The following is a 22,259-nucleotide window of genomic DNA, read 5'->3' on the forward strand; positions in this document are numbered from 1 at the left end:
TCTTCGTCGTTCGCTCTCGCTCTCAACTACGAATAGGCAGACGGCGTCGACTATCGCGGACTAACCGCCTTCGCTTCGCTATCCATGGCGGTCAGCGGTCGAGATCGTCTCTCAAGATCGCCGCCTGGATCTCCTGCATCAGCGTTAGCAGCTGTTTATGCTCATTGTCGATCTCCTCAACTCCGAGCTCATAGATTTTTCGCCACACCAGATCAACCACAACTCACTCCAAAGGTATTAAACACCTATACCAGAACAAACCACCTATTTGCTCAGTCGCGGGAGAACACCCATTATGTGCAACGATAAAAACGTCGCTCAACCTAGGGTAATAATAGACCTACTCCAATAAACAGCTCGCCAGTATGGCTCTTGATTGCTCTATAATGACGCCCAATAACTGAACCGGAGTAAACCATGCAGATCAGCAAAGATAAGGTCGTCACTATCGAATACACCATGACCGATGAAGCGGGAAAGATGGTCGATACCACTGATAACCGTGACGCCCTCTCATTCATTCAGGGCAGCGGCCAGCTGATTCCAGCCCTGGAGCAGGCGCTCGAGGGGCATAGCTCCGGTGAGCAGTTACAGATCACACTCCCCCCCGAACAGGGCTACGGCGAACGCGACGAGCGCCTGGTCAAGGAGATTCCTCGAAGCCAGTTTCAGGTGCCGGGAGAGATCGAACTCGGGATGCTGTTCCAGGCACAAAACGGCGACCACGCAGTGCCCGTAACCGTCGTTAAGTTCGATGAGGAGACCGTCACTATTGATGCCAACCCACAGTTGGCCGGCACGACTCTGAGTGTCGATATCGTCATCGTCGAGGTACGCGATGCGATCGCCGAGGAGCTTGAGAGTGGTGAGGTGCAGGAGATTAACGAGATCTACCAGCAGGAGATGGCTCGCAACAAAGAGTCTGAGTAGCAGCGAACTTACCCCGGTGTACGTACGCAGCGTGCATAGTTATAGACGTAGCGCACATCACCCTGCGGTCCAAAGTAGTCTGGGTAGTCACCAATGTTGCCCGACTTGGGATCGCTGCGTTGCGCACCTGCACCGTGCACATCGAGCAGCTCCTCTCCCACACCGATTGCCTGAGTCACTACGTTGAAACGTCCCTGCGCCTCACCAAAGGCGACATAGATAGCATGATCACCGGCAATAGGACCATCGAGGTGCGTGGTGCTACTCCAGTAGAAGGGGTAGTTGGTATTGCCATCGGGATCGAGCATGGTGACCACCTCAAACAGAGGATCGATGGCGGGTGTGCCGCTGATATCGGGCGCACGACTGTAATCGACGATACTCTGTAACTCCTTGGCGTTGGGTAGTCGCCAATCACTGCGGCTCGCATCGCTCACCCCTTCACACCAGGCAAGCGCCTCACGCCAGTCGACCCGGCCATCACCCTGACTTCCTGCCGTTCCGGCAAAGCTGCTGCTGTCACGCTGCATCCACTGCAGGCCGGTGGCGCTATCGGTAATGGTGTTGTCGCCATTATCGGCAAAGCTATTCTCAAACGCCTCGCTGCCGCGCACCAGACGCAGGTTCCACGCCCCCGATTGCGGATAACCCTTGATACGGCCATCGATAAAATTTACACCGAAGAAGGCGGCTTGACCGTCGAAAACGGTTCCCACATAGGCGGTTGAGGTGAGGTACTGTGCATCGATATACCGTGTGCCGGTGGAGAAGAACTCCATATCGAAATAGCCGGTATCGATATAGGGCACGGCATCGTTCTCAGACATGCCGGTTGAGCCGCTGAAGTCGATCAGTGAGTAGAGTTCCTTGATGGTCGGGACTCGCCAGTCGATATAACCGGCGTGGCTTGAAGCCGCGGCAACACTGTCGCCATCGGTGAAGGTAACGTCATTGATGGTTACCGCTGACCACATCAGGCCGGTGTTATTGTCGGTGACCGTCTCGTCACCATTATCAGTGTAACTGGGCTGCGGCCCCACATAATCACCATCCTGACCCGTTGGCGCGCTGCTGCAACTGATGGCGCCACCCGTGGTTGAATAGCAATTGTCCTGTCCGGCATCGACGACAACAAAGCTTGCTACGGGCGTGTTCGAGACTACCTCTTCGACTGCCGTCACCTCATCGACCTCATCGGTCGCCACCGTGACACTACTACTGCCTCCAACACAACCACTCAGCAGCAACACTGAACTCACAACCGTCACCACATCTCTCATCACACACTCCCTCTTGTTTAGGGGACAGTATCGAGAGCAACTGTGGAGAGAGTGTGGTGTTAGGGTGAAAGCAGGTTGAAGATCTGGCTAATTGGGGTTGTTCGCTAGCTGCGCAGACAGTGCCGGATAGTTCGAGTCAGGCTGGCAATCACAATCGGCTTGTCGACCACTGCATCCATACCTGACTTGATGTAGTTCTCGCGCTCATCGTTCATTACGCTGGCGGTCAGGCCGATGATCGGCAGTGCCGCGATCGCCGCATCACTATCGGTCCGAATCTGGCGTGTAGCACTGATGCCATCCATCACCGGCATATGCACATCCATCAGTACCACCTCGAATGACTGCTGGTGGACCATCTCAATCGCCAGCGCACCATTCTCCGCCTCGTAGACTTCATGCCCCTGCTGGCGCAAAAGGGTGGTGGCCGCAAGACGGCTGATTGAATCGTCATCGACCACCAGGATAGTTAGCTTACGGTCACTCTCATCTCTTTCGGTGGCCCCGCTCTCATCAATCTGCTCGGCAATCGGTAGTACCACCTCAAGTTCAAAGTGGCTCCCCTCCCCCTCACGCGATGAGACATCGAGACGACCCTGCATCGCATCGACCAGTCGTTTGCTGATCGCCAGGCCCAGCCCTACCCCCTCATTATCGATCCGCTCGGGGGGTGATCTGATGAAAGCTGTCGAAGATGTCCTGCACCTTCTCAGGGGGGATACCGATACCGCTATCCTCGACGTTAACAAGCAGTCGATAGTTCGATGCATCGATCAATTCACCACCGATGGAGAGCTTCACATCACCCTCGCTGGTGAACTTGCAGGCGTTACCGACCAGATTGACGATAATCTGCACCAGCCGCTGCTCATCAGCAATCAATCGCGCAGGCAGTTTTTCACTCACCTCGGTGGTGAAATCGACACGCCGCCCCTCAAACAGCGGCTCGGTCAGAATCTGGATATCGATTACCCACTGGAAGGTATCAAACGGTCTGGGTAGCAGCTCCAGACGGCCCGACTCGATCTTGGAGATATCGAGCAGCTCATCAATCAGCGAGAGTAAGTTCTTACCAGAACGGTCAATCGTCTCCAGATAGTGCTGCTGCTCATCACTCAACTCGGTCGCCTGCATTACCTGCACCATGCCGAGCATGCCGTTCATCGGCGTACGGATCTCGTGACTCATATTGGCGAGAAACAGGCTCTTGGCACGGCTCGCCTGCTGCGCCTCACCGAGCGCCGAATCGAGCTCGTTAACACTCACCTCCAGCGCACTGTTCTTGGCATTGAGCTCCTTCTCATAGTGCGACATCTGTACGGTGTAACTACGGGTGAGCAGGCTGGCAATCAACATTCCGAGCACTGCCGTCACCAGCGCGTTTTCAGAGAGCTGTAGATCGAACAGATTGGCACAGATCACAATCGCCGCCAGAACCGCCGCCGTCATGAACACACCGGCACGCTCACCGAGCAGCACATAGGTGATATAGATGACGAAGTAGTACCAGATCAGGCGGAACTCATCGCCCGGTACAAATATCATCGCCGAGGTGAAGACATAGAAAGAGAGGATGACAAAGGCGATCGCCACATTCTCATAACAGGCCTTGGAGCGACGGATATAGATCAGCAGTGCGATAGAGATAAACGAGTAGACGTAGTCGACCTTGGCGTGAATCTCACCGATATCGTTGATACCGAGATCACTCAACAGGGCAAACAGCAGGGAAAACACCGCCGCAATCACCATGATGGTGTTGAGGATTTTAAATTTGAATACCAGGTCCGCTTCGCTCTTGTCGAAGGTAAAACCACTTTTCAAAATATCTTTAAACGCCATCTACAACCGCGACTCTGCCAAGCTGTGGCGCTGTAATTGATACAGGGATACGCCACTCATTAGGGATCAGGGATTAGCTCAATATTAGTGGATCAATAATACACCAAATACGACCAACCTCAGATCGTAAGAGGAGTCACAGCCCCCATTCCGGTGCACAAAGGTTCAGACCTTGTCCGAGCTGACCTTCTCAAATACACGACTACTATTCCCACAGCTCTGCTTCGCCTGGTACATGGCACTATCGGCAGAATGAATCAGGCTATCGATGGAATCACCATTATCGGGGTAGATACAGATTCCGACACTAATTCCGATCTCAATCTCATTACCCTGAAGCTGGTAGGGTTGTCTCAATCGATTGATCAGCTTTTGAGCCACCAGAGAGGCGGCCTCACGATCTCGTATATTGCTGAGACTCACCACAAATTCATCACCACCGAAACGCGCTACTGAGTCGGCGAATCGCAACTCATCGGTCATACGCCGCGCCACCTCTATGAGAATTTAATCACCTGCCTCATGACCCAGCTGGTCGTTGACCGGTTTAAAACCGTCCAGATCTAGAAACAGCAACGCCATCCGCTCTTTCGAACGTTCGGCAAGTGCAACTACTCGCTCCATCTGCTGATAGAAGAGGCGACGGTTTGGCAGATTCGTCAGCGTATCGGTTCCTGCTAACCGCTCCAGCTTCTCCTGGACCGAAAGATTCTCCTGCAGCAGGCTGGCAATCTTTGGCAGCATCACCCGAATCAGGCGGGAGAGTCCTACCACCAGTAGACCAACGCCCACCAGTGATACCACCCACATATAGTTCAGATGGAGTTCATGCATGATCTCCATGGCGCGGGCCATTGGCATCACTAATGGGAAGAGATGCATGGTTGCAAGATCAACCATGTAGAAGAGTGCGATCACACCCAGACCTGCGATGGTGATTAACATCAATCGATAGACACCAAGCTCACGCAAGGTATCGGTATGGCGATAACAGGTGAAAACGACGTAGAGAAAGACACCGATGATCAGCAGATCGATCAGTGTCATGATGAAAATCGAGTTCCAGATCATGGAATGATTATAAGCACAGCACTTTTTCGCGCGCGAGATACCACACTTTATCGACAGTAATTTCGCTTCGATCTTGCGTGCGACGGTTGAAGCCGTCAGCGACTATGCCTGACCCTTTTTTCCTAGCCAGATCATATGCCGTCCACCGCCATGACGACCACGGGCTCGTGCACGATGCTCCTCGACTGCAAAACCTGCCCGTTTCAGCCGCTCACTAAAACCGCGATCGGGGCTGATCGACCAGACCCCCAGCAGACTACCAGGACGAAGCGCACGCATTGCTGCTTTCAATCCCGCCGGACTGTAGAGCGCATCGTTCTCTTTGCGTGTCAGCCCCTCGGGGCCGTTGTCGACATCGAGCAGAATCGCATCGTAATGACTCGACTGAGAGCGGATCAGCTGACCCACGTCACCCTCGTGTACCGAAACTCTTTTATCATTGAGCGGTTTACCCGCGACCTCTGCCAGCAGGGTTCTGTTCCAGGCCACCACCGCAGGCACCAGTTCGGCAACCTCCAGCTCTGCCTCAGCCCCCAGATTTTGCAGCGCTGCTGCGAGGGTGAAACCCATACCCAGCCCGCCAATCAACACCTTTGATTGTTTATGATCGACAAGCTGCCGACAGGCCAGTTCAGCCAACGCATCCTCTGAACCGTGGACGCGGCTATTCATCAGCTCGACGAGACCCGACTTGATCGAATACTCATCACCACGGCGGTAGAGTCGCAGCTCACTCCCCTCACCGGGCACGCTAGCGGTATCGAGTAGTTCCCAGGGTCGCATGGTGATCTCACATTTGTTGCGGTAATCCTTCAGGATCGGAGTCCATCACTGCAGGCACTCCGAGGTGTGGCTGCCTATTCTCCCTCAGATGGAATCGAAATGCGCTGTGAACGCGATACGTCTAGATGAGTGCCGGGTGGGTTTCCGTTCTGATCACTGTGACAGGGTATCGACACACACCAAACCCCACGGCGCATTAGAAAGAAGATGGTATGTGACGACTACCAGAGACTGGTGTCGCGTTTCCAGCGCAGGTAGAGCGGTATGATGATCATCACAACCAGAATAAAGATCAGTATCCCGCGATTAATTCCCCAGAGTTCAGCCAACTCTGCTGGCAGGTTTGCCCCCAGTGCAACGACCGCCGTGAGCATCACCAATGCCAGTGCACGGTAGACGAGCAGTCCGATAAAGATCATCACCAGCAGCGCCCCCTTGATAGCGGCGGGATCGAAACCGAGCTTATCGATCAAGGCGGCTGGCAGGTTAATGATTACAACCATCAACGACACCAGTGAGATCAGCGCAATTTGCAGAAAATAGCGATACACGAGAATAAGATCCGACGCCTGCTTTCGACGTTCTGTTTGTAATGTATAAGCGGCTTTAGTTCAACTCCACTTCAGCGTGGAAACATTCGTAAATGAGAAATGAATCCTCGGCATTTAATCCTTGATCAGGGTAAATTGCGTCTCAGCAGTCGATTTATCGATACTCACCCACATCTCGCAGTAGGCCTCATCGATCGGCGGCCCCTCACCACAGCTAACGCAGAAGACGATCTGTGCAAAGAAGACTCCGACACGGACCTTGATCTGCTGTTCATCATCGCCGATCTCGTTGATTACCACGCCCAGGTCGTTATCGAAGACGGTATTGCCCTCATCAATCGCCTCGGCGAGTGGTAGCACATCTTTTCTGAAACACTCCATTTCACGCTTGAAACTCTCACTGAAGGCCTCCTTACCCCAGTCACGCCGTGCATTTGGCATCTTGGCCATCGATCTATTCCCGCCTGTATCTCGACTGTAGCAGCGCTACTTCTTGTTAAAGGTACTGGTATCCCAGACCGACTTGGGCTTTGTCTTCGGCTTCGACTCCGCATCACGCTTTGGCTTGTCTGTGGCGCTGGGTTTTTCGTTATACCGGTTAGGCTTCTCACCACCCTTGGGGCGACTGTCATCCTTGGGTGCGGAGTCACGCTTGGTGAACTCATCACCTCGGTGTTTGATCTGCAGCCCCTTCAGGAAGAGCCGTAGCACCTGATCCTTACACTCGCGGTAGTTCTTATGTCCCGGCTTGCGGAAGAAGGCGCTCAGCTCATGTTTGCTGATATGCGCATCGGCCAGCGTCATGGTCTCAATGATATCTTCAGCCTTGAGGTCGAGCGCAATTTTCAGCTTTCTAAACACCGCGTTGTTGTCCAGACGCTGTTCCGGCTTGGGCTGCTCACCCTCTTTTTTGCCACGTTTGCTGTTGATAAAGCCGTTGAGGAAGGCCGCCATACGCATATCATTGCACTCACGGAAATCGGCATCTTCATCCTTCTTCAACCAAGACATCACCTCAGCTCGAGTCACCTCGAAATCGGCCTGTGCAAAGATCTCAACCACCTTCCAGTCCTGCAGGTCGAAGGTGTAACGAAGACGGCGCAAAATATCGTTGTTGTTCACAAATAGTCTCTTGTTAAATCAGTGAATTGGACGTCGGAACGCCATGATGGGTGAGTAATCTCTGTTAACTGAATATAGACGAGGTAGGCAGGTTACATCGCACCACTCGGGCAACTGTCGTAAACTTTGCCGGTCGCAAAACAACTCAAAGAAGAACAGGGAACGCGTATGGAAGCCTCTACAATCACCACCGTCATTCTACCACTCAGCCTCGCCATCATCATGCTCGGTATGGGACTTTCACTGGTTGTGGACGATTTTCGCCGGGTGCTGCGCTATCCACGTGCCGTTACCATTGGCCTCGCTAACCAATTGATCGTGCTGCCGCTGTTCGCCTTTGCACTGGTACAGCTGTTTCAACTGCCGCCTGAACTTGCCGTCGGCTTCATGATCATTGCCGCCTGCCCTGGCGGCGCCACCTCAAATCTGATGACCCATCTGGCCCGTGGTGATGCGGCCCTCTCGATCACTCTGACCGCCGTCACCAGCCTGATCACCGTCTTCTCCATTCCGCTAGTGGTCAACTTCGCCCTGCAGCACTTCACACACGTCGGCAGTGAGTTTCAGCTGCCGGTAGTGAAGACCATCATTCAGATCGCACTGATCACCCTCATCCCGGTCTCACTCGGCATGGTGATCCGTGCCAAGGCACCCAACTTTGCCCTACGTAGCCAGACCACCGTCAAGATACTTTCCACCCTGTTCCTTGCTGCACTGATCGTAATGATCATCCTCAAGGAGTCGGCGATGATTCAGGAAAACATGCTCAAACTAGGCCCGGTGGCAATCACCCTTAACCTCGCCACCATGGCGATTGGCTTCTACACCGCCCGTTTCTTCCGCCTCAATCAGTCACAGACCACCTGCATCAGTATCGAGGTCGGGGTTCAGAACGGTACCCTCGGTATCATCATTGCCACCAGCATCCTGCTGAATCCCGCCCTGGCAGTGCCGCCGGTGATCTACTCAATCCTGATGTTCTTCAGTGCCGGGGCATTCATCGCACTGATGAGTCGCCGATATCGCACCACCGCAACCACCTCATAAACAGCCACACAGGCCCACCACCATGTTCAATGCCACCGATAAGAAGGTGATCTACGTAGCCCGCTCCGATGCCGACAATCCATTAGCCTCCTTCTCCAGACACGGCTTTGAACTCGATGGCGAGAGCTGGCCCTCTGTCGAGCACTACTACCACGGTATGAAGTTTGAAGATGGAGAGGTTCGCGAGTCGATCCGCTCCACTCCGCACCCGAGCGACACCGCCAAGCTGGCGAAGAAACACAGGCGCCATATACGCAAGGACTGGAACAAGATCCGGGTAACGGTCATGACCCGAGCCATCTACATCAAGTGCCGTAGCCATCCTGAAGTCGCCGCCGCACTACAGGCCACCGGTGAGCTACGGATCGTTGAGACCAGCCAATACGACTACTTCTGGGGCTGTGGCCGCGATGCCCGCGGGGACAACCGCTATGGCGAGGTACTGATGAACGTCCGTAACAAGCTACGTGAAGAGGCGAGTGCCAGCGAAACCTGATCGCTGCGCGCAGCCTCCCTAAACCTCGGACACAAAAAAGGGCAGATGCCCCAACCTTCCATCAGGAGAGCTGGGAGCACCTGCCCTTTGTGTAAAGCTTAAGACGCCGTAGTGGCGCCTAATACTCTACGAGTTACGCTGCAACTACGTTGCTTGCCTGGGGACCCTTAGGGCCGTCCTCGACGTCGAACGAAACTGCCTGACCCTCAGCAAGGGTCTTAAAACCAGAACCGGTGATTGCGCTGAAGTGTACAAACACGTCTGCGCCGCCGTCGTCCTGAGAGATGAAACCGAAACCTTTAGACTCGTTGAACCACTTAACAGTACCTGTAGCCATGACTATTTACCTTTTAACAAATGAAACAAAATTTACGGGTTGTGCATACAGGAGATGAGAAGGGTTTTCGAGGAGCATTTGTATCTAACTGCCTAAATCCAATAACAAGTTCTGTAGCGAAGGTAACTATAGGATATCCCTTTCCTATATTCCAGTGATATTTTGAACCTCACAAAAGGTTCATTTTCAACACCATGCACCCCTAACCCCAACTCCTGTGCTTACTCAGCTCACACAGGCTAGCGCCTGATCGACATCGGCGATAATGTCATCGATGTTCTCAATACCGACAGAGATACGCACCAGATCCTCACTGACACCGGCTGAGGCGAGTTCTTCCTCGCTCAACTGGCGATGAGTGGTGGAGGCGGGATGGCAGGCGAGAGACTTGGCATCACCGATATTGACCAGACGCAGAATCATCTGCAGCGCATCGATAAACTGTTCACCGCCCTTGGCACCCCCCTTTACGCCGAAGCTAAGAATGCCCGACGCCTTGCCACCAGTGATCTTCTGACAGGTTGCGTTGTGTTCACTATCGGCCAGCCCGGCGTACTTCACCCAGGTCACCTTGTCGTGGTTTTGCAGATGGGCAGCCAGCTTCTCGGCGTTCTCACAGTGGCGCTCCATGCGCAGCCCCAGCGTCTCCAGACCCTGCAGCAGCAGGAAGGCGCTGTGTGGCGCGAGTGCCGCGCCGGTATTTCGCAGTGGGACTACACGACAGCGACCAATAAAGGCCGCTGGACCCAGCGCCTCGGTGTAGACCACGCCGTGATAGGAGGGGTCTGGCTCGTTGAGCATCGGGAAGCGCTCCTTGTTGCCCGCCCAGTCGAACTTGCCGGAGTCGATGATGATGCCGCCGATTGAGGTGCCGTGTCCGCCGATATATTTGGTCAGTGAGTGGATAACGATATCGGCACCGTGTTCGAAGGGTTTGCAGAGAAACGGGGTTGCCACGGTGTTATCGACCATCAGCGGTACGCCATGTTTGTGGCCGATCTCCGCAATCCTTTCGATATCGACCACATTGCCAGCCGGATTACCGATCGACTCACAGAAAATGGCACGGGTATTCTCATCGATCGCCTTCTCAAAACCTTCAAAATCATCGGCCGAGACCATGCGGACCTCGACACCCTGGCGTGGCAGTGAGTGTGCAAAGAGATTGTAGGTGCCGCCATAGAGTTGACTGGTGCTAACGATGTTAGAGCCGACATCGCAGATTGCCTGGATCGCGTAGGTGATTGCCGCCATGCCTGAGGCAACCGCCAGCGAGGCGATCCCGCCCTCCATTGCTGCAAGGCGCTGCTCAAGTACATCGGTGGTCGGATTCATGATGCGGGTGTAGATATTCCCCGGCACCTTCAGGTCAAAAAGGTCTGCGCCATGTTGCGTATTATCAAAGGCATAGGAGGTGGTCTGGTAGATCGGCACGGCCGCAGCCTTGGTGGTGGCTTCAGATTCGTACCCGTGATGCAGTGCGAGGGATTCAAGTTTCATTTGGCGCCATTTTTTTGTTGAGGTTATCTCGAGAGAGGCTAGAAGATAGCACTAATGGTTCTGATCTTTAAACAGACCCTCATGCTATAGAAAGTCCATAATCAAACGCTAACAGAGCACCACGATGAAAGAAAAACTGTATAGCTACTGCCACGTCGTCCACTTAAGATAGATAGACGGATGAAGCGTAGCGACCACAAGAGGATGCCCCATGTTTAAGTATTTAAGCCGAACACTGCTCACCGGCTTTATCACCCTGCTGCCGATCGTACTCACCATCTACCTGCTCTACTGGCTAGCAATGACCTCTGAGGAGCTAATGGGCGGTCTGCTTAAGCGCGTTTTGGTTGAGGATATCTACTTTCCCGGACTGGGGATGCTTGTTGGAGTCGTGGTGGTTTTCTTTGTTGGCCTGATGATGAATGCCTATCTGGTCCGCCAACTCTTTGGCCTGGGTGAGAAGCTGCTCTACCAGCTGCCACTGATCAAATCGGTCTATCGCGCCTTTCGTGATTTCTTCGATTTCTTCTCGCCAAAAAAAGAGGGGCTGGGTCAGGTAGTCGCTGTCACCTTCAAAGGCATCGAGCTGGTCGGCTTTATCACCCAGGACGATCCACAGCGTCTGCCCCCCTCTTTCCGTGACCGCGATTCGGTACTGGTCTATCTGCCGATGAGCTACATGGTGGGTGGTTACACTATTCTTGTTTCGCGTGATGATCTGAGACCACTACAGATGAGCCGTGATGAGGCGATGCGTTTTGTGCTTACGGCGGGAATTACCGGCCAGAATATCGAATAGATGGCGGTGGCTTATACCTGCCGTCATTAAGGTGTCACCGATTAATAGAGGGCTACGATCTCAAATAGCTGCCGCTTGCCAGCCACATCAACCGATACTTCGTCATCGACACGACAGCCCATCAACGCCTGCCCCAGTGGTGAAGAGGGTGTAATCACCGTGATCTCAATCGCTTCAAAATCAAACTTCACCCCACCTGCTGACGGCCCCATATAGAGGTAACGCTCTTCGTCATGCTCATCGAGCAGTTTGATTACTGCACCGATGGAGATCGATCTCTCCATTGAGAAACTTTCAGCTACCAACTGTTTATAAGTGGCCAGATCGGCCTCGCACTCGGCAACGCGTTGCGCCTGACCCTGCGCCAGGTAGGAGGCCTCCAGCCCTAAGGTGTCATATTTGTTCTCTGCCACATTCTCGTCATCAGTCGCAGCCTTGTAGGCAACCATTGCCGCCGCATTGGCAACATGGCAGACGGATTCGAGCCTCTGCAGTAACACCTCGTGAAGTAGTTTCTTATCCAAATGCTGCGAGCGAACCAGTCAGGCATCGTATCTGGCATCTCAGAAATTACGGCTGACGTACAAACTGGCCCAACACAACGCCATCCTGAATCAGATCGGCCATACCTGTCTCACTACTGACCCGCAGCATGTAGTGCTCTTCAATCGCACTATCAGCGGCCAACGCACAGGTCAATCCGACCGTCTGTGCATCCACTCCACCCCAGAAACAGCGTCTACCGGCCGTTGCCAGGTCGTGACTGACGGCCTGCCCCTCTTCAACGGCGGCAAAGATAGTCGCCCGCCCCTCAAAGTCGACCTCGATCCGGGCAAACTCAGCTGCAATTTCGGCTCTAGTCTCCTCGGCAACATGCCAGTTGGCAGCCCCAGGGTGAGGTGAACAGGCCATCAATAGAGGGATCGCTACTGCGATCATGAATAGACGTATCGAACTCATATATCGAAAGACTCAAGTGTTGAGAGGGAATGCGCGCGAGTGTAACACTGCCAACAGGCACTGATTAACCACACATTTTTGCGGCTTAATCATAGAGGGGCTATTTAAGACCACATCCCCTATACTGAATCCACGGCACTGAATTTACCCAGCGCCTAGAGCTAGCCCGAACACCTCCCGGAGCGCTCGTTGCTGCAACCATTGAGCATCAGAAAGCATTGATGGGAGAGCACGGTTCGGCCGCGATCACGTATCCGCTCACACGTTCTTCCTTCAGGCAGTGACTTCCATCACCCTTCAGGTCTAACTCAGTGATTAGACAGCGAATTTCGGCATGAGTCTAAGCAAGCAACCTTTTGGGTTATGACCACATTTTATATTGGAAGGAAATAGACAATGAAGATGATCAAGGTAATGGGCGCCGCAGCCCTTCTCTGTGCAGCCACCGCAACTCAGGCATGGTGGGGACCGTTCAACAACAATGGTTGGGGCAATGGCAACAACAACGGTTGGGGTAACGGCAACAACAACGGCTACGGTAACGGCTATGGTGCTGGTGACGGCGGCGGTGACTTCGGTTTCAGCATGAACGGTTCAGGCCGTGGTAATGGCTCAGGCTACGGTAACGGCGCAGGCAACAATGCCTATAACGGTTACAACGGTTATAACGGCAACAACGGTTACGGTGGTTACGGCGGCGCTCCTTACGGTTACGGCGCTCCTTACGGCTATGGCGCACCTGCTCCTTACGGTTATGGCGCACCTTACGGCGCAGCACCTGCACCAGTAGCACCTCCTGCACAGTAAACTTTACTGTTAAGCAGATAGAAACGGGGGCCACTTGCCCCCCGTTTTTTATGTCTCCAACACGACCTTCAGCTAACAAACACTACTTAACAATAATCATAACCTTCTCCGACATAATCGGCGGTTTGTGTGGGATATGGCTCTTATCGCCGACGATCAGCTGCAGGGTGTGTCTACCCGCTGAAAGCTCGATGGTCGTCTCAGTCTGTCCACCGCCAAAGTGTTTGTGGTTGGCGTCGGACGGGAGTGGTCTATCCAGCGCTGGAAGATCCATTACATCCACCAACAGATGGTGGTGGCCTGTTTTGGCCTTTTCGACTCCAGCGGGTGCAACCCCCATACCCTGCAAACCGAATTTCACAGTCACCGGACTACTCACACGTTCACCGTTGGCGGGTGAAATGATGTAGACCTGTGCACCTTCGGGTGATGGTGTTTGATCAGCGGCCGACGCGAGAGAGATGATTAGTCCGGCCAGCGCTACAACAGCTACGAATGGTTTTAGTGACATGGGCCGCCTCCTCTTCATTCTTAGACGACTCTACTCATTGAGTCGAATGAGATGTGATCGATAAAAGCCTCAATAACCCTGCACTGATAGCACCGGTTGTCCCTTCCGATCGTCCAAACCAAGCATCAGCAACGCAAGTATAGCCGTGTTTTATGCCATTCCCAGACGGATAGAAAACAGCCAATCTTCAGTACCATTTCATCATCCCTCTCAATCTCCTTCTTCTCTCCACATTTCCTACAAACTCTCACACTAATCTCCATTACGTGCATAGCGCGATTGCTCTGCAATGTGGCAGCCAACCTACCTGGAGATATCGATGAAAAGTAAACAAAGCACCCTGCTTCTAATGCTGTGTCTACTCACCCTGCCTTCCATGGCACGCCCACCTGCACATGACTCCATCGATAAAACGCGTGATTGCCAACCGAGTGAGACTTGCCACAGTACTCAACAACAAAGATCGCAGGAGAGGATGCCCGAAATACTCTCACTGCGTTCGGGGAGTCGCTATTTTTGCGGAAGCTTGTTTTGGGCGTCCAAGCCCAAGCAAGCGGCAAATACTTAACGCGACCGTTTATGCCTACGGCGCCCCGGCAGTTCTGGCGTCTCCATTGAGGCCGCGGACACCGCAGCAAGCGACACCAACACCGAAACCATAGATGAAGCCACTGAAACGACTATAACCACCGATATCGAGACACTCGGAGGCCTGATCTATAACGACGACAACCTCTCCTCGCCTCCCAGCCAGTCTTGCGCCAGCTGCCACACCATCGGTGTCGGCTTCGACGATCCCGATAGTGGCGACCCCACCTCACTCGGCGCTGATGGCAGCAGCATTGGCAACCGCAACTCACCCACCACCGGCTACGCGGCACCCATACCCGAACCACAGACTGTTACCCGCACACTGCCGGACGGCACCACACGTCAGGCCTTCATAGGCGGGCAGTTCCTCGACGGCCGTGCCGACACCCTGGAGGAGCAGGCAAAGGGCCCTTCCTCAACCCGGTCGAGATGAACAACGCCAGCAAGGAGGATGTGGTCGCCCTGGTCAGGGCGTCGAGTTACGCAAGCGACTTTGAGGCGATCTTCGGTGCAGGATCACTCGACGATGCAGAGATCGCCTACGACCTGATCGCCGATGCCATCGCTGCCTTCGAACGCACTGAAACCTTCTCGCCCTTTAGCTCGAAGTTCGATCAGGTGCAGAACGGTACAATCCTCTTCACCCTTGCCGAGGCGCGTGGAGAACGGCTCTTCAATGGTAAGGCGCAGTGCATCCTCTGCCACAATACCGTAGACATCGACGAGCAACTCTTCTCAGACTTCGAGTTTCGTAACATCGGCGTGCCCGCCAACCCCACACTCATCACCATACTCGGCCCCTTCATCGACAACGGCCGCGGTGATGTCACCGGTCGCGCGCGCGACAATGGGCGGTTCAGAACACCCACCCTGCGCAACATCGCCATCACCGCCCCCTACATGCACAACGGCGTCTTTACATCGCTCACCGAGGTGGTTGAGTTCTACAACACCAGAGACACCACCTTCCCAGACCCACCGGAGGTAAGTGATAACGTGGACGATTTTGCGAGTATCGGTGAGCTGGGTTTAACGAATAACGAAATCGCCGATATCGTCGAATTTCTTGAGACTCTCAGCGATCAGTGAGGCATGCTGATGTTTAACATGTTGCTAATGGGCGCGCATTGGCACCCGCCTGGATAGGCTTTTTACGTAACTGGCAGCCTGAACATACAGCGCTCTTTTTCTAAAGGCTCGCCCCCCGTGGTCGCTCAACGGGAGTAGTGCTGACTGGCGATTGCTAATACCGCCCCCTTAGATACAGGGCGCGACATTGATCAATATCTGCTAATCGAGTTATTCAGCCGCAAGCTTCCCGTGGGGATCCTTGCCATCCAGACTTAACTTGATGCCACGAACAGCCGACATGGCGGTATGCACCAAAATCGCCAGCAGCGGTGCGATGGCAACCCAACCGCCAAAGTTGGCATTCTTGAGCAGTGCCCAGCTGATTACATTGACCTCATAACCGAGCACAAACATCATGCCGCTGTAGAGACTGCTGAGGAAGAAGTAGACAAAGAAGGTACCGACAGAGACGATCATATGGTGGCGTACATAATCATCCTTATAACCCACCAGAATGAGGCAATAGAAGATGTAGGCGAAGGTGCTGTAGAGGGAGATATTGATACCGTACACGTTCAGATCGGCCAGACCTATGAAGTGCACATTGACCACCAGCACCAGAATCAGCAGATAAACCATGGCAGCCAGCCACTCTCTCTTAATACCACTCACAATCACCACCACGCCTTAGTAATCAGACAAAGCGTAATAGTACGCCTCCTAAGGCATGACCAACAACCATTCAGTCACCGAATTCATCAAACCGGATTCGGTTAGGACGGTTAAATTCCAGGCAATGCGTTCTTATCTCGATTCGACGCCGCTAGGATTGCTCTAGCGGCAATCTGATTGTGAACGTTGTGCCCTTACCTGGTTCACTTTCGACACTTAGATCACCGTTGTGATTTTGAATGATTCCATACGAGAGAGATAGACCAAGCCCAGTCCCTTCACCCACCTGCTTGGTGGTGTAAAAGGGATCGAATATTCGATGCTGGATATCTTCGGGAATACCACAACCATCATCCGACACCTCAATGATTACACTGTCCCTGTCCACTCTTGTTCTGATCGTTATTGTTCCCTGCTTTTCTATCGCATGTGCCGCATTAACAATCAGATTCAGAAACACCTGATTTAATTGCGACGGAATACACTCGACCTTTGGTATTTCACCGTACTCTCGGATCACACTGGCTTTGTATTTAATCTCGTTATTGGCGATATTAAGCGTAGTATCCAATGCACTCTGAAGATCAGCAAACACCCAGTCGCTCTGCTGATCGACATGTGAAAACTCCTTCAGATATTGAACGATTTTTGTAACTCGGCTAATACCTTCGTTTGACTCTTTCAATGCATCAATGATGTCATCTTTAAGATACTCAAGATCAAGATGCTCCTTTAAACGCTGGATTGGCTCAAAAATAGCGGCCTCGTTTTTAATCACTTCATCCGCAGCACCATAAAGATCAAGAAGTCTAAATATCTCGAGAAGATCTACCGATATGGTACTAATGTTTAAATTCACATAACCGATCGGATTGTTTATCTCATGAGCCACACCTGCGGCCAACTGACCAACAGAGGCTAATTTTTTAGATTGAAGAAGTTGGCTTTGCGCCTCTTCAAGCTTCGTTATTAGATTGCTTTTCTCTTCACTGGCATTAGACAACTCCGACTCAATATTCGTTATCTTTCTGATGGTTCCTCTGGCAATTATCGATATCATGAATATAACAACGAAGATAATCATAAAATTGACAAAGTAGACGCTCTTGCTCTCTGCAATGGAGTTATTCGAAGAGTTCAGGATATGGTTCTTCTGCTCCTCAAGGATATGCATATAATTGCTTATCAGTTGCTCCTGTCTCGGCATCACATCGTCATAAAGAATTCTTTTCGATTCGTTAAAATCTTCATCCTCACCCGTCATCGCCAATTCAGCAGCGTGACGCAACCTGGGGACAATATCGCACACAAGAACGTCCTGCTGGGCAGATCTATTGCGCTCATCTTCGGTGAGCGGAAGGGCAAGAAATGTTTCGCGTTGGACGGTATAGGTGCTTGCCTGGGAATCGAGCTTCATCAACAGCTCATTCGGGGAGTCGCTATTTTTGCGGAAGCATGTTTTGGGCATCCAAGCCCAAGCAAGCGGCAAAAACTTCACGCGACCGTTTATGCCTGCGGCGCCCCGACCGTCCTGCGTACGTTGCGTAATCACCTCTTCGCGGCTCTACACAACTCCCTCAGTGAAGCATCTGATTGGTGATTTTTGAGCGCTGCCTAACCGTCACAATCATGTTACTCATCAACTGCATCTTCTTACCGGAAATAACATTATTTTCCAGATTCTCATAGAGCTTATAAGAGAAGAAGAAATTGACACCCCATATCATCACCACCAGAACAAACAGTGAAGTAAACCCTAAATGATGAGTGGGTGGATGACTTTAGAATGTGGCTTTTTCGTTATGTCGATCGGTCACAAGAATCCAGCGGCTACTATTCCTAGAATAGGGTGACATCTACAATCTGATCTAACTTTAGCTAGTCAATCGTCACTCAACAAGGCCGACAAAAAACCACAATAATTAGAGACGACTTTAGACTCACTATAGACCACGAGCGTTGAGGATAAAACCCGGTTCTTTCAATAACCTCTCAATCAGATGCTCCATCTCCTGACTGGAGACTTCACCACTGCGACAACAGGATGAGCAGAGATTCGCTGCAGTGATCGGCTGGTCTGAGTTGACGACAAAGCGGCTCAATGCATCGCCTCCACCCTTAAGAACATCTTTAATTACCAATGGGCTTAACATCCCTGCTGACTCCATCACAGGAAGCACCGCAACATTGTGCAGAGCTGTCAGTAGCTTGGGTCCGATAAACTGAGGAGGCATCGGCCCACTATTCTGTACCAGCAGACGTTCGGCCGTCTCCCTGTAGAAGTCGAGAAAGCTATTCTCTTTGCGAAACATCAAAAAGGCGTTGTGAACTTTCTTGTAGACCTTCAGCTTTCTACTCTTATCGTGTTGTACCCAAACCTCGCGTCCAACGGCATAGCCCTGATCAGGTAACTTAAACTCCGCTGGCTTAAAGATCAGAAAATCGGCATCGAGCCAGATAGCTGTCTCATAACCACGCTCAAGTGCAGCCTGTAAAACAGAGAGCCGAGCAAGGTCCGTTGCAATAACCCGTTGCTCCTCTGTCTTCTTCAGCAGATGCGCAGGTACGGCATCGAATAGCTCATCCCCCATAAACTGATACTCATACCCACAGATCTCACACCAGTCACGAACGGATGAAAGGCAGGACTCAAGCCAGGGATAGGGAAGCGGGGAACAGTGGGACTGGATAACGACCGTCTTGTGCATGGCGGTCATTATGACACCAATCAATGTACGTAGGATTACTTAATCAGATTGAATATAGCGACAGAACTTTTGTGTAACAAGCATCTGGCTTTTTATAATCGTTCGTGAGAGACCCAGCACATGACACAGGCGCTGAACGGGATAACTTTCCTGATGCTGTAGAACATAGGTGTACTTAACTCGTGATGTCTGGCGAAGTACGCGGCAGTTCTTTCAACCGGCGAACGCATCCTTTTCAGCAGCGATTCAATAATCCCGTAGTAATATCAAAGGTAGGCATTAATTACTCGCTTTTATTTACCCTCATTACAGGGAAAACTTGGTGAATTTGAGCAAGCTTGTGGAAATGTATACAACTGGTAATACAAAGAGACTCGCTAATCGTTCAGTGTGTGGTGACTGATTATTCACACAGAATTGGTATTGAAAAACCCGGATAGTTGTCCGAAACAGTAACTATTCGATATCAGCCAAAGCTTGCATGCTCCTATACACCTACAGAAAGCTGGGATCTCTACATGATAAAATCAGCGAACTTGAAGGAGCAAGGCTAATAAGTTTCAAAAAGGTTGATTAAACCAGCTATCAACGAATGGACTCTGTGGGCATTATTCTTAACAACTGTTAATGACATCCTGCAACTTTCACATTATGCGGGCACACTCACCATTGACTATTCTTTACTAAGATCATCAACGCTGGACACCTCAACACAGTTACGCCCCTTTGCCTTGGCAAGATAGAGCGCATCATCGGCGTGTTCGAGCAACTCATCAAGCGTTGTGTCCTGCGAACCCATTGATGTCACGCCAAAACTGGCGCTAAAACAGATCTCACCAAACGAGGTATCGAGACAGCCCTCTGCAAACTGCTTACGCAGACTATTTGCAATATCACTGGCCTCCTCCAGTCCGGTACCGACCAGAATAACGGCAAACTCCTCACCCCCAATACGCCCCAATATGTCGGTTGTGCGTATCCGGTCTTTACTGATCTGGGCAACCTCTTTTATCACCACATCACCGGCGGCGTGTCCTTTGCTTCGGGGAGTCGCTATTTTTGCGGAAGCTTGTTTTGGGCGTCCAAGCCCAAGCAAGCGGCAAATACTTAACGCGACCGTTTATGCCTACGGCGCCCCATCGTTGATCTTCTTAAAGTGATCGATGTCGAACATTAGCAGCGAGAGGGGATAGCCAACCCGTCTTGCCTGCTTAATCATCTCTTCACCCCGATTGATGAAGTGGCGCCGATTGCCAACACCCGTCAGGGCATCGGTTTCAGCCATCGCCTCAGCCGCCTCTCTCGCCTGCTCCAACTCTTGCGTGCGTAGCGCTACCCTCTGCTCCAGGACCGCATTCGACTCACCCAGATATTCGATCAGCTTTTCCTCTGCGGTGAATTTATCCTTGCGCAGCTCATTGACCTGATCGACCAGCGCCATACCCAGCAACACCGACTCCAGCAGCAGTCCCATGCGAGCAGCCCAGATGGCGTAGTCATTCATCTCAATTAGACCGATTATGCGACATAAGAGAATTACGACAGCAACACTCCAGACACTCCAGGCCGCGACGTACCAACGCGCTTCAGTTCTCTCAAGCACCTTCCAGACCCACAGCCCAAACAGCGGCATGATAGAGAGCGACAGGACCGTCAGCATCAGAATCTGTGCAGAGAAATCCCGATAACCGAGTATGAAACTGATCCCACCTGTAGCTGACATGATCATCAACAACTTCAACAGATAATCTGCACGCGGCATCAACATCTCGGTTTTGAGAAAAACGCGGCTAAACTGAACCGCGAAACCGAAGGCCAGAGCATTTCCAATAAAGTGCACGGAGTCGGTTAAATAGGCCGATTCATTCCAAAAAAACTGGTGACCCGCCCCTGTGTTGGCCAGGAAGCCGATGACGGCGGTTGTGAGATAGGCGAGATACCAGATAGAAGGTCGTGAACTGGGTTGGTATATGGACAATTAGATTAAAGATAATTGCAAAGATCGCACCACCAATCAGAATTCCATAGAGCGCATAGACGATGGTTTTACTTTCATGGAAGGAGTCGGGATCCCAGATTCGGGTTGCCAGCTCAACAATACCGAGATCTGCATAGTCAAAACGCAGCACTATCCGCTCTTTCGACTGAGCGGGTGTAGCGAGCGGGAAGACAAAGGTCTCGGAGGCAACCTTACGATCGCTAAAGGGACGTCTGTCGCCCGTCTTCAGTACCGTTATCGTGCTCGACGCATCGACGTGGTAGAGATCCAGATAGTCGGTATGGGGGTGAACAGACTCCAACATCCAGTCGATTCGCTCACCGCTACTATTCTCAACATCAATAACGACCCACCATACCGACCGGCTCATCCCCTTGAAGGTCTTCACTCGGCGACTATTGTGATGCTGCTCCGGGTCTGTGCGCTCAAGTAGTTTCTCAATCGTCAGACTACTATCGCGATCCTCAATAATCGTCATCTCATCCGCCACACTCAGGCCAGACATGACAGACTCAAGCTGAACTGCGGCGATCAGCTGGGGGCTGGTGAAAAACGAAAATAGAAGAAGCAGCTGACAGGCAAGTAGTTTCATACTTCCGGTTTGCTTACGAGACGCAGCAGATTCGCGACCAAACCGCTGGGCTGGCTCATAATCATTCAGACCAATATCGGACTTTGCGTTCACAGAGAGGTGGGGCCATTTCGATTGTGAGCCGGGGAGTCGCTATTTTTGCGGAAGCATGTTTTGGGCATCCAAGCCCAAGCAAGCGGCAAATACTTAACGCGACCGTTTATGCCTACGGCGCCCCGACGTCGACTATCGCGGACTAACCGCCTTCGCTTCGCTATCCATGGCGGTCAGCGATGGAAGTACTCGATCGACGACGGATTATACCCGATCTAAATATTGTAAGAGGAAATAATTCGACTAGCCGATCAGAATATTCTCCCCAGGTTTTCACAGTCACAGACAGGTATTCTGCCGAAACCTCGGTCTTATAATTGCTGTTCTGCTGGTCTTAATATCCCTGCTGCCTCCATCACAGGAAGTACTGCAACCCGGGGAGTCGCTATTTTTGCGAAAGTTTGTTTTGGGCATCCAAGCCCAAGCAAACAGCAAAAACTTCACGCGACCGTTTATGCCTACGGCGCCCCGACCGTCCTGCGTACGTTGCGTAATCA

At 52.1% G+C, this 22,259-nt stretch carries 22 protein-coding genes and 3 pseudogenes; 6 read left to right on the top strand and 19 right to left on the bottom strand.

Features of this window, described 5'->3' with window-relative positions:
- Positions 1-91: 91 nt before the first annotated feature.
- Positions 92-220, bottom strand: a complete 129-nt coding sequence (locus BOW52_RS17785; protein WP_269087667.1) for a hemerythrin domain-containing protein — start codon at positions 218-220, stop codon at positions 92-94.
- Between the two features lie 197 nt (positions 221-417).
- Between BOW52_RS17785 and BOW52_RS14610 the strand changes: the two genes are divergently transcribed.
- Positions 418-930: an FKBP-type peptidyl-prolyl cis-trans isomerase gene (locus BOW52_RS14610; protein WP_078484820.1), complete on the top strand. Its 513-nt coding sequence runs from the start codon at positions 418-420 to the stop codon at positions 928-930.
- An 8-nt stretch (positions 931-938) separates the two neighbouring features.
- On the opposite strand, the gene BOW52_RS14615 is transcribed toward BOW52_RS14610, so the two are convergent.
- From BOW52_RS14615 to BOW52_RS14655, 8 genes and pseudogenes are all read right to left on the bottom strand, one after another.
- Positions 939-2,210, bottom strand: coding sequence for an Lcl C-terminal domain-containing protein (locus BOW52_RS14615; protein WP_078484821.1), 1,272 nt, complete (start codon positions 2,208-2,210; stop codon positions 939-941).
- Positions 2,211-2,314: 104 nt separating this feature from the next.
- Positions 2,315-2,980 carry an ATP-binding response regulator gene (locus BOW52_RS14620; protein WP_078484822.1) on the bottom strand — a complete coding sequence of 222 codons (666 nt, stop codon included), beginning with the start codon at positions 2,978-2,980 and terminating at the stop codon, positions 2,315-2,317.
- A complete protein-coding gene (locus BOW52_RS17790) occupies positions 2,862-4,052 on the bottom strand; it encodes a histidine kinase dimerization/phospho-acceptor domain-containing protein (RefSeq protein ID WP_078484823.1) in 1,191 nt (396 codons plus the stop codon). The genes BOW52_RS14620 and BOW52_RS17790 overlap by 119 nt, the downstream gene beginning before the upstream one ends.
- A 165-nt stretch (positions 4,053-4,217) precedes the next feature.
- Positions 4,218-5,123 (bottom strand): annotated as a pseudogene (locus BOW52_RS17930) (diguanylate cyclase domain-containing protein).
- Positions 5,124-5,225: 102 nt separating this feature from the next.
- A complete protein-coding gene (locus BOW52_RS14640) occupies positions 5,226-5,906 on the bottom strand; it encodes a spermine/spermidine synthase domain-containing protein (protein ID WP_078484826.1) in 681 nt (226 codons plus the stop codon).
- Between the two features lie 221 nt (positions 5,907-6,127).
- On the bottom strand, positions 6,128-6,409 hold the full coding sequence (locus BOW52_RS14645; RefSeq protein WP_172840371.1) for a hypothetical protein: 282 nt from the start codon (positions 6,407-6,409) through the stop codon (positions 6,128-6,130).
- 162 nt (positions 6,410-6,571) lie between these two features.
- On the bottom strand, positions 6,572-6,907 hold the full coding sequence (locus tag BOW52_RS14650; protein WP_078484828.1) for a hypothetical protein: 336 nt from the start codon (positions 6,905-6,907) through the stop codon (positions 6,572-6,574).
- A 36-nt stretch (positions 6,908-6,943) separates the two neighbouring features.
- Positions 6,944-7,579 carry a YehS family protein gene (locus BOW52_RS14655; RefSeq protein WP_078484829.1) on the bottom strand — a complete coding sequence of 212 codons (636 nt, stop codon included), beginning with the start codon at positions 7,577-7,579 and terminating at the stop codon, positions 6,944-6,946.
- Positions 7,580-7,747: 168 nt separating this feature from the next.
- Between BOW52_RS14655 and BOW52_RS14660 the strand changes: the two genes are divergently transcribed.
- Positions 7,748-8,626, top strand: coding sequence for a bile acid:sodium symporter family protein (locus BOW52_RS14660; protein ID WP_078484830.1), 879 nt, complete (start codon positions 7,748-7,750; stop codon positions 8,624-8,626).
- Positions 8,627-8,648: 22 nt separating this feature from the next.
- The gene (locus tag BOW52_RS14665) at positions 8,649-9,122 is read left to right on the top strand and encodes an NADAR family protein (protein ID WP_078484831.1); all 474 of its coding nucleotides are present in this window, start codon (positions 8,649-8,651) and stop codon (positions 9,120-9,122) included.
- Positions 9,123-9,255: 133 nt separating this feature from the next.
- Here BOW52_RS14665 and cspE read toward each other — a convergent pair whose 3' ends face one another.
- Complete coding sequence (gene cspE / locus BOW52_RS14670; protein ID WP_078484832.1) at positions 9,256-9,459, bottom strand: transcription antiterminator/RNA stability regulator CspE; 204 nt, start codon at positions 9,457-9,459, stop codon at positions 9,256-9,258.
- 225 nt (positions 9,460-9,684) lie between these two features.
- Complete coding sequence (locus BOW52_RS14675; protein ID WP_078484833.1) at positions 9,685-10,959, bottom strand: O-acetylhomoserine aminocarboxypropyltransferase/cysteine synthase family protein; 1,275 nt, start codon at positions 10,957-10,959, stop codon at positions 9,685-9,687.
- Positions 10,960-11,170: 211 nt separating this feature from the next.
- Here BOW52_RS14675 and BOW52_RS14680 point away from each other — a divergent pair, with 211 nt between their 5' ends.
- Positions 11,171-11,758, top strand: coding sequence for a DUF502 domain-containing protein (locus tag BOW52_RS14680; RefSeq protein WP_078484834.1), 588 nt, complete (start codon positions 11,171-11,173; stop codon positions 11,756-11,758).
- 41 nt (positions 11,759-11,799) lie between these two features.
- Here the strand turns inward: BOW52_RS14680 and BOW52_RS14685 are convergent, their stop codons facing one another.
- Positions 11,800-12,282 (bottom strand): GreA/GreB family elongation factor, encoded by a 483-nt coding sequence (locus BOW52_RS14685; protein ID WP_078484835.1) that lies wholly within the window; start codon positions 12,280-12,282, stop codon positions 11,800-11,802.
- Between the two features lie 46 nt (positions 12,283-12,328).
- Positions 12,329-12,718, bottom strand: coding sequence for a hypothetical protein (locus tag BOW52_RS14690; RefSeq protein ID WP_135622474.1), 390 nt, complete (start codon positions 12,716-12,718; stop codon positions 12,329-12,331).
- Between the two features lie 396 nt (positions 12,719-13,114).
- On the opposite strand from BOW52_RS14690, the gene BOW52_RS14695 reads away from it, so the two are divergent.
- Positions 13,115-13,525 (top strand): sulfur globule family protein, encoded by a 411-nt coding sequence (locus BOW52_RS14695; RefSeq protein ID WP_078484837.1) that lies wholly within the window; start codon positions 13,115-13,117, stop codon positions 13,523-13,525.
- Between the two features lie 82 nt (positions 13,526-13,607).
- Here the strand turns inward: BOW52_RS14695 and BOW52_RS14700 are convergent, their stop codons facing one another.
- Positions 13,608-14,036 carry a DUF4399 domain-containing protein gene (locus tag BOW52_RS14700; protein ID WP_078484838.1) on the bottom strand — a complete coding sequence of 143 codons (429 nt, stop codon included), beginning with the start codon at positions 14,034-14,036 and terminating at the stop codon, positions 13,608-13,610.
- A gap of 715 nt (positions 14,037-14,751) precedes the next feature.
- Here BOW52_RS14700 and BOW52_RS17935 point away from each other — a divergent pair.
- A pseudogene (locus BOW52_RS17935) lies at positions 14,752-15,716 on the top strand (cytochrome-c peroxidase).
- A gap of 210 nt (positions 15,717-15,926) precedes the next feature.
- On the opposite strand, the gene BOW52_RS14715 reads toward BOW52_RS17935, so the two are convergent.
- The 5 genes and pseudogenes from BOW52_RS14715 to BOW52_RS14740 form a co-directional block, all read right to left on the bottom strand.
- Positions 15,927-16,370: a hypothetical protein gene (locus tag BOW52_RS14715; protein WP_135622477.1), complete on the bottom strand. Its 444-nt coding sequence runs from the start codon at positions 16,368-16,370 to the stop codon at positions 15,927-15,929.
- A gap of 151 nt (positions 16,371-16,521) precedes the next feature.
- Positions 16,522-17,922 (bottom strand): ATP-binding protein, encoded by a 1,401-nt coding sequence (locus BOW52_RS14720; protein ID WP_236725766.1) that lies wholly within the window; start codon positions 17,920-17,922, stop codon positions 16,522-16,524.
- 391 nt (positions 17,923-18,313) lie between these two features.
- Positions 18,314-19,087, bottom strand: coding sequence for a hypothetical protein (locus BOW52_RS14725; protein WP_078484841.1), 774 nt, complete (start codon positions 19,085-19,087; stop codon positions 18,314-18,316).
- 664 nt (positions 19,088-19,751) lie between these two features.
- A pseudogene (locus tag BOW52_RS14735) lies at positions 19,752-21,056 on the bottom strand (diguanylate cyclase).
- On the bottom strand, positions 20,941-21,669 hold the full coding sequence (locus BOW52_RS14740) for a 7TMR-DISMED2 domain-containing protein (protein ID WP_135622480.1): 729 nt from the start codon (positions 21,667-21,669) through the stop codon (positions 20,941-20,943). Before BOW52_RS14740 ends, BOW52_RS14735 begins: the two are co-directional and overlap by 116 nt.
- Between the last annotated feature and the right edge of the window lie 590 nt (positions 21,670-22,259).

The sequence above is a fragment of the Solemya pervernicosa gill symbiont genome (assembly GCF_002020875.1).
Classification (GTDB): Bacteria; Pseudomonadota; Gammaproteobacteria.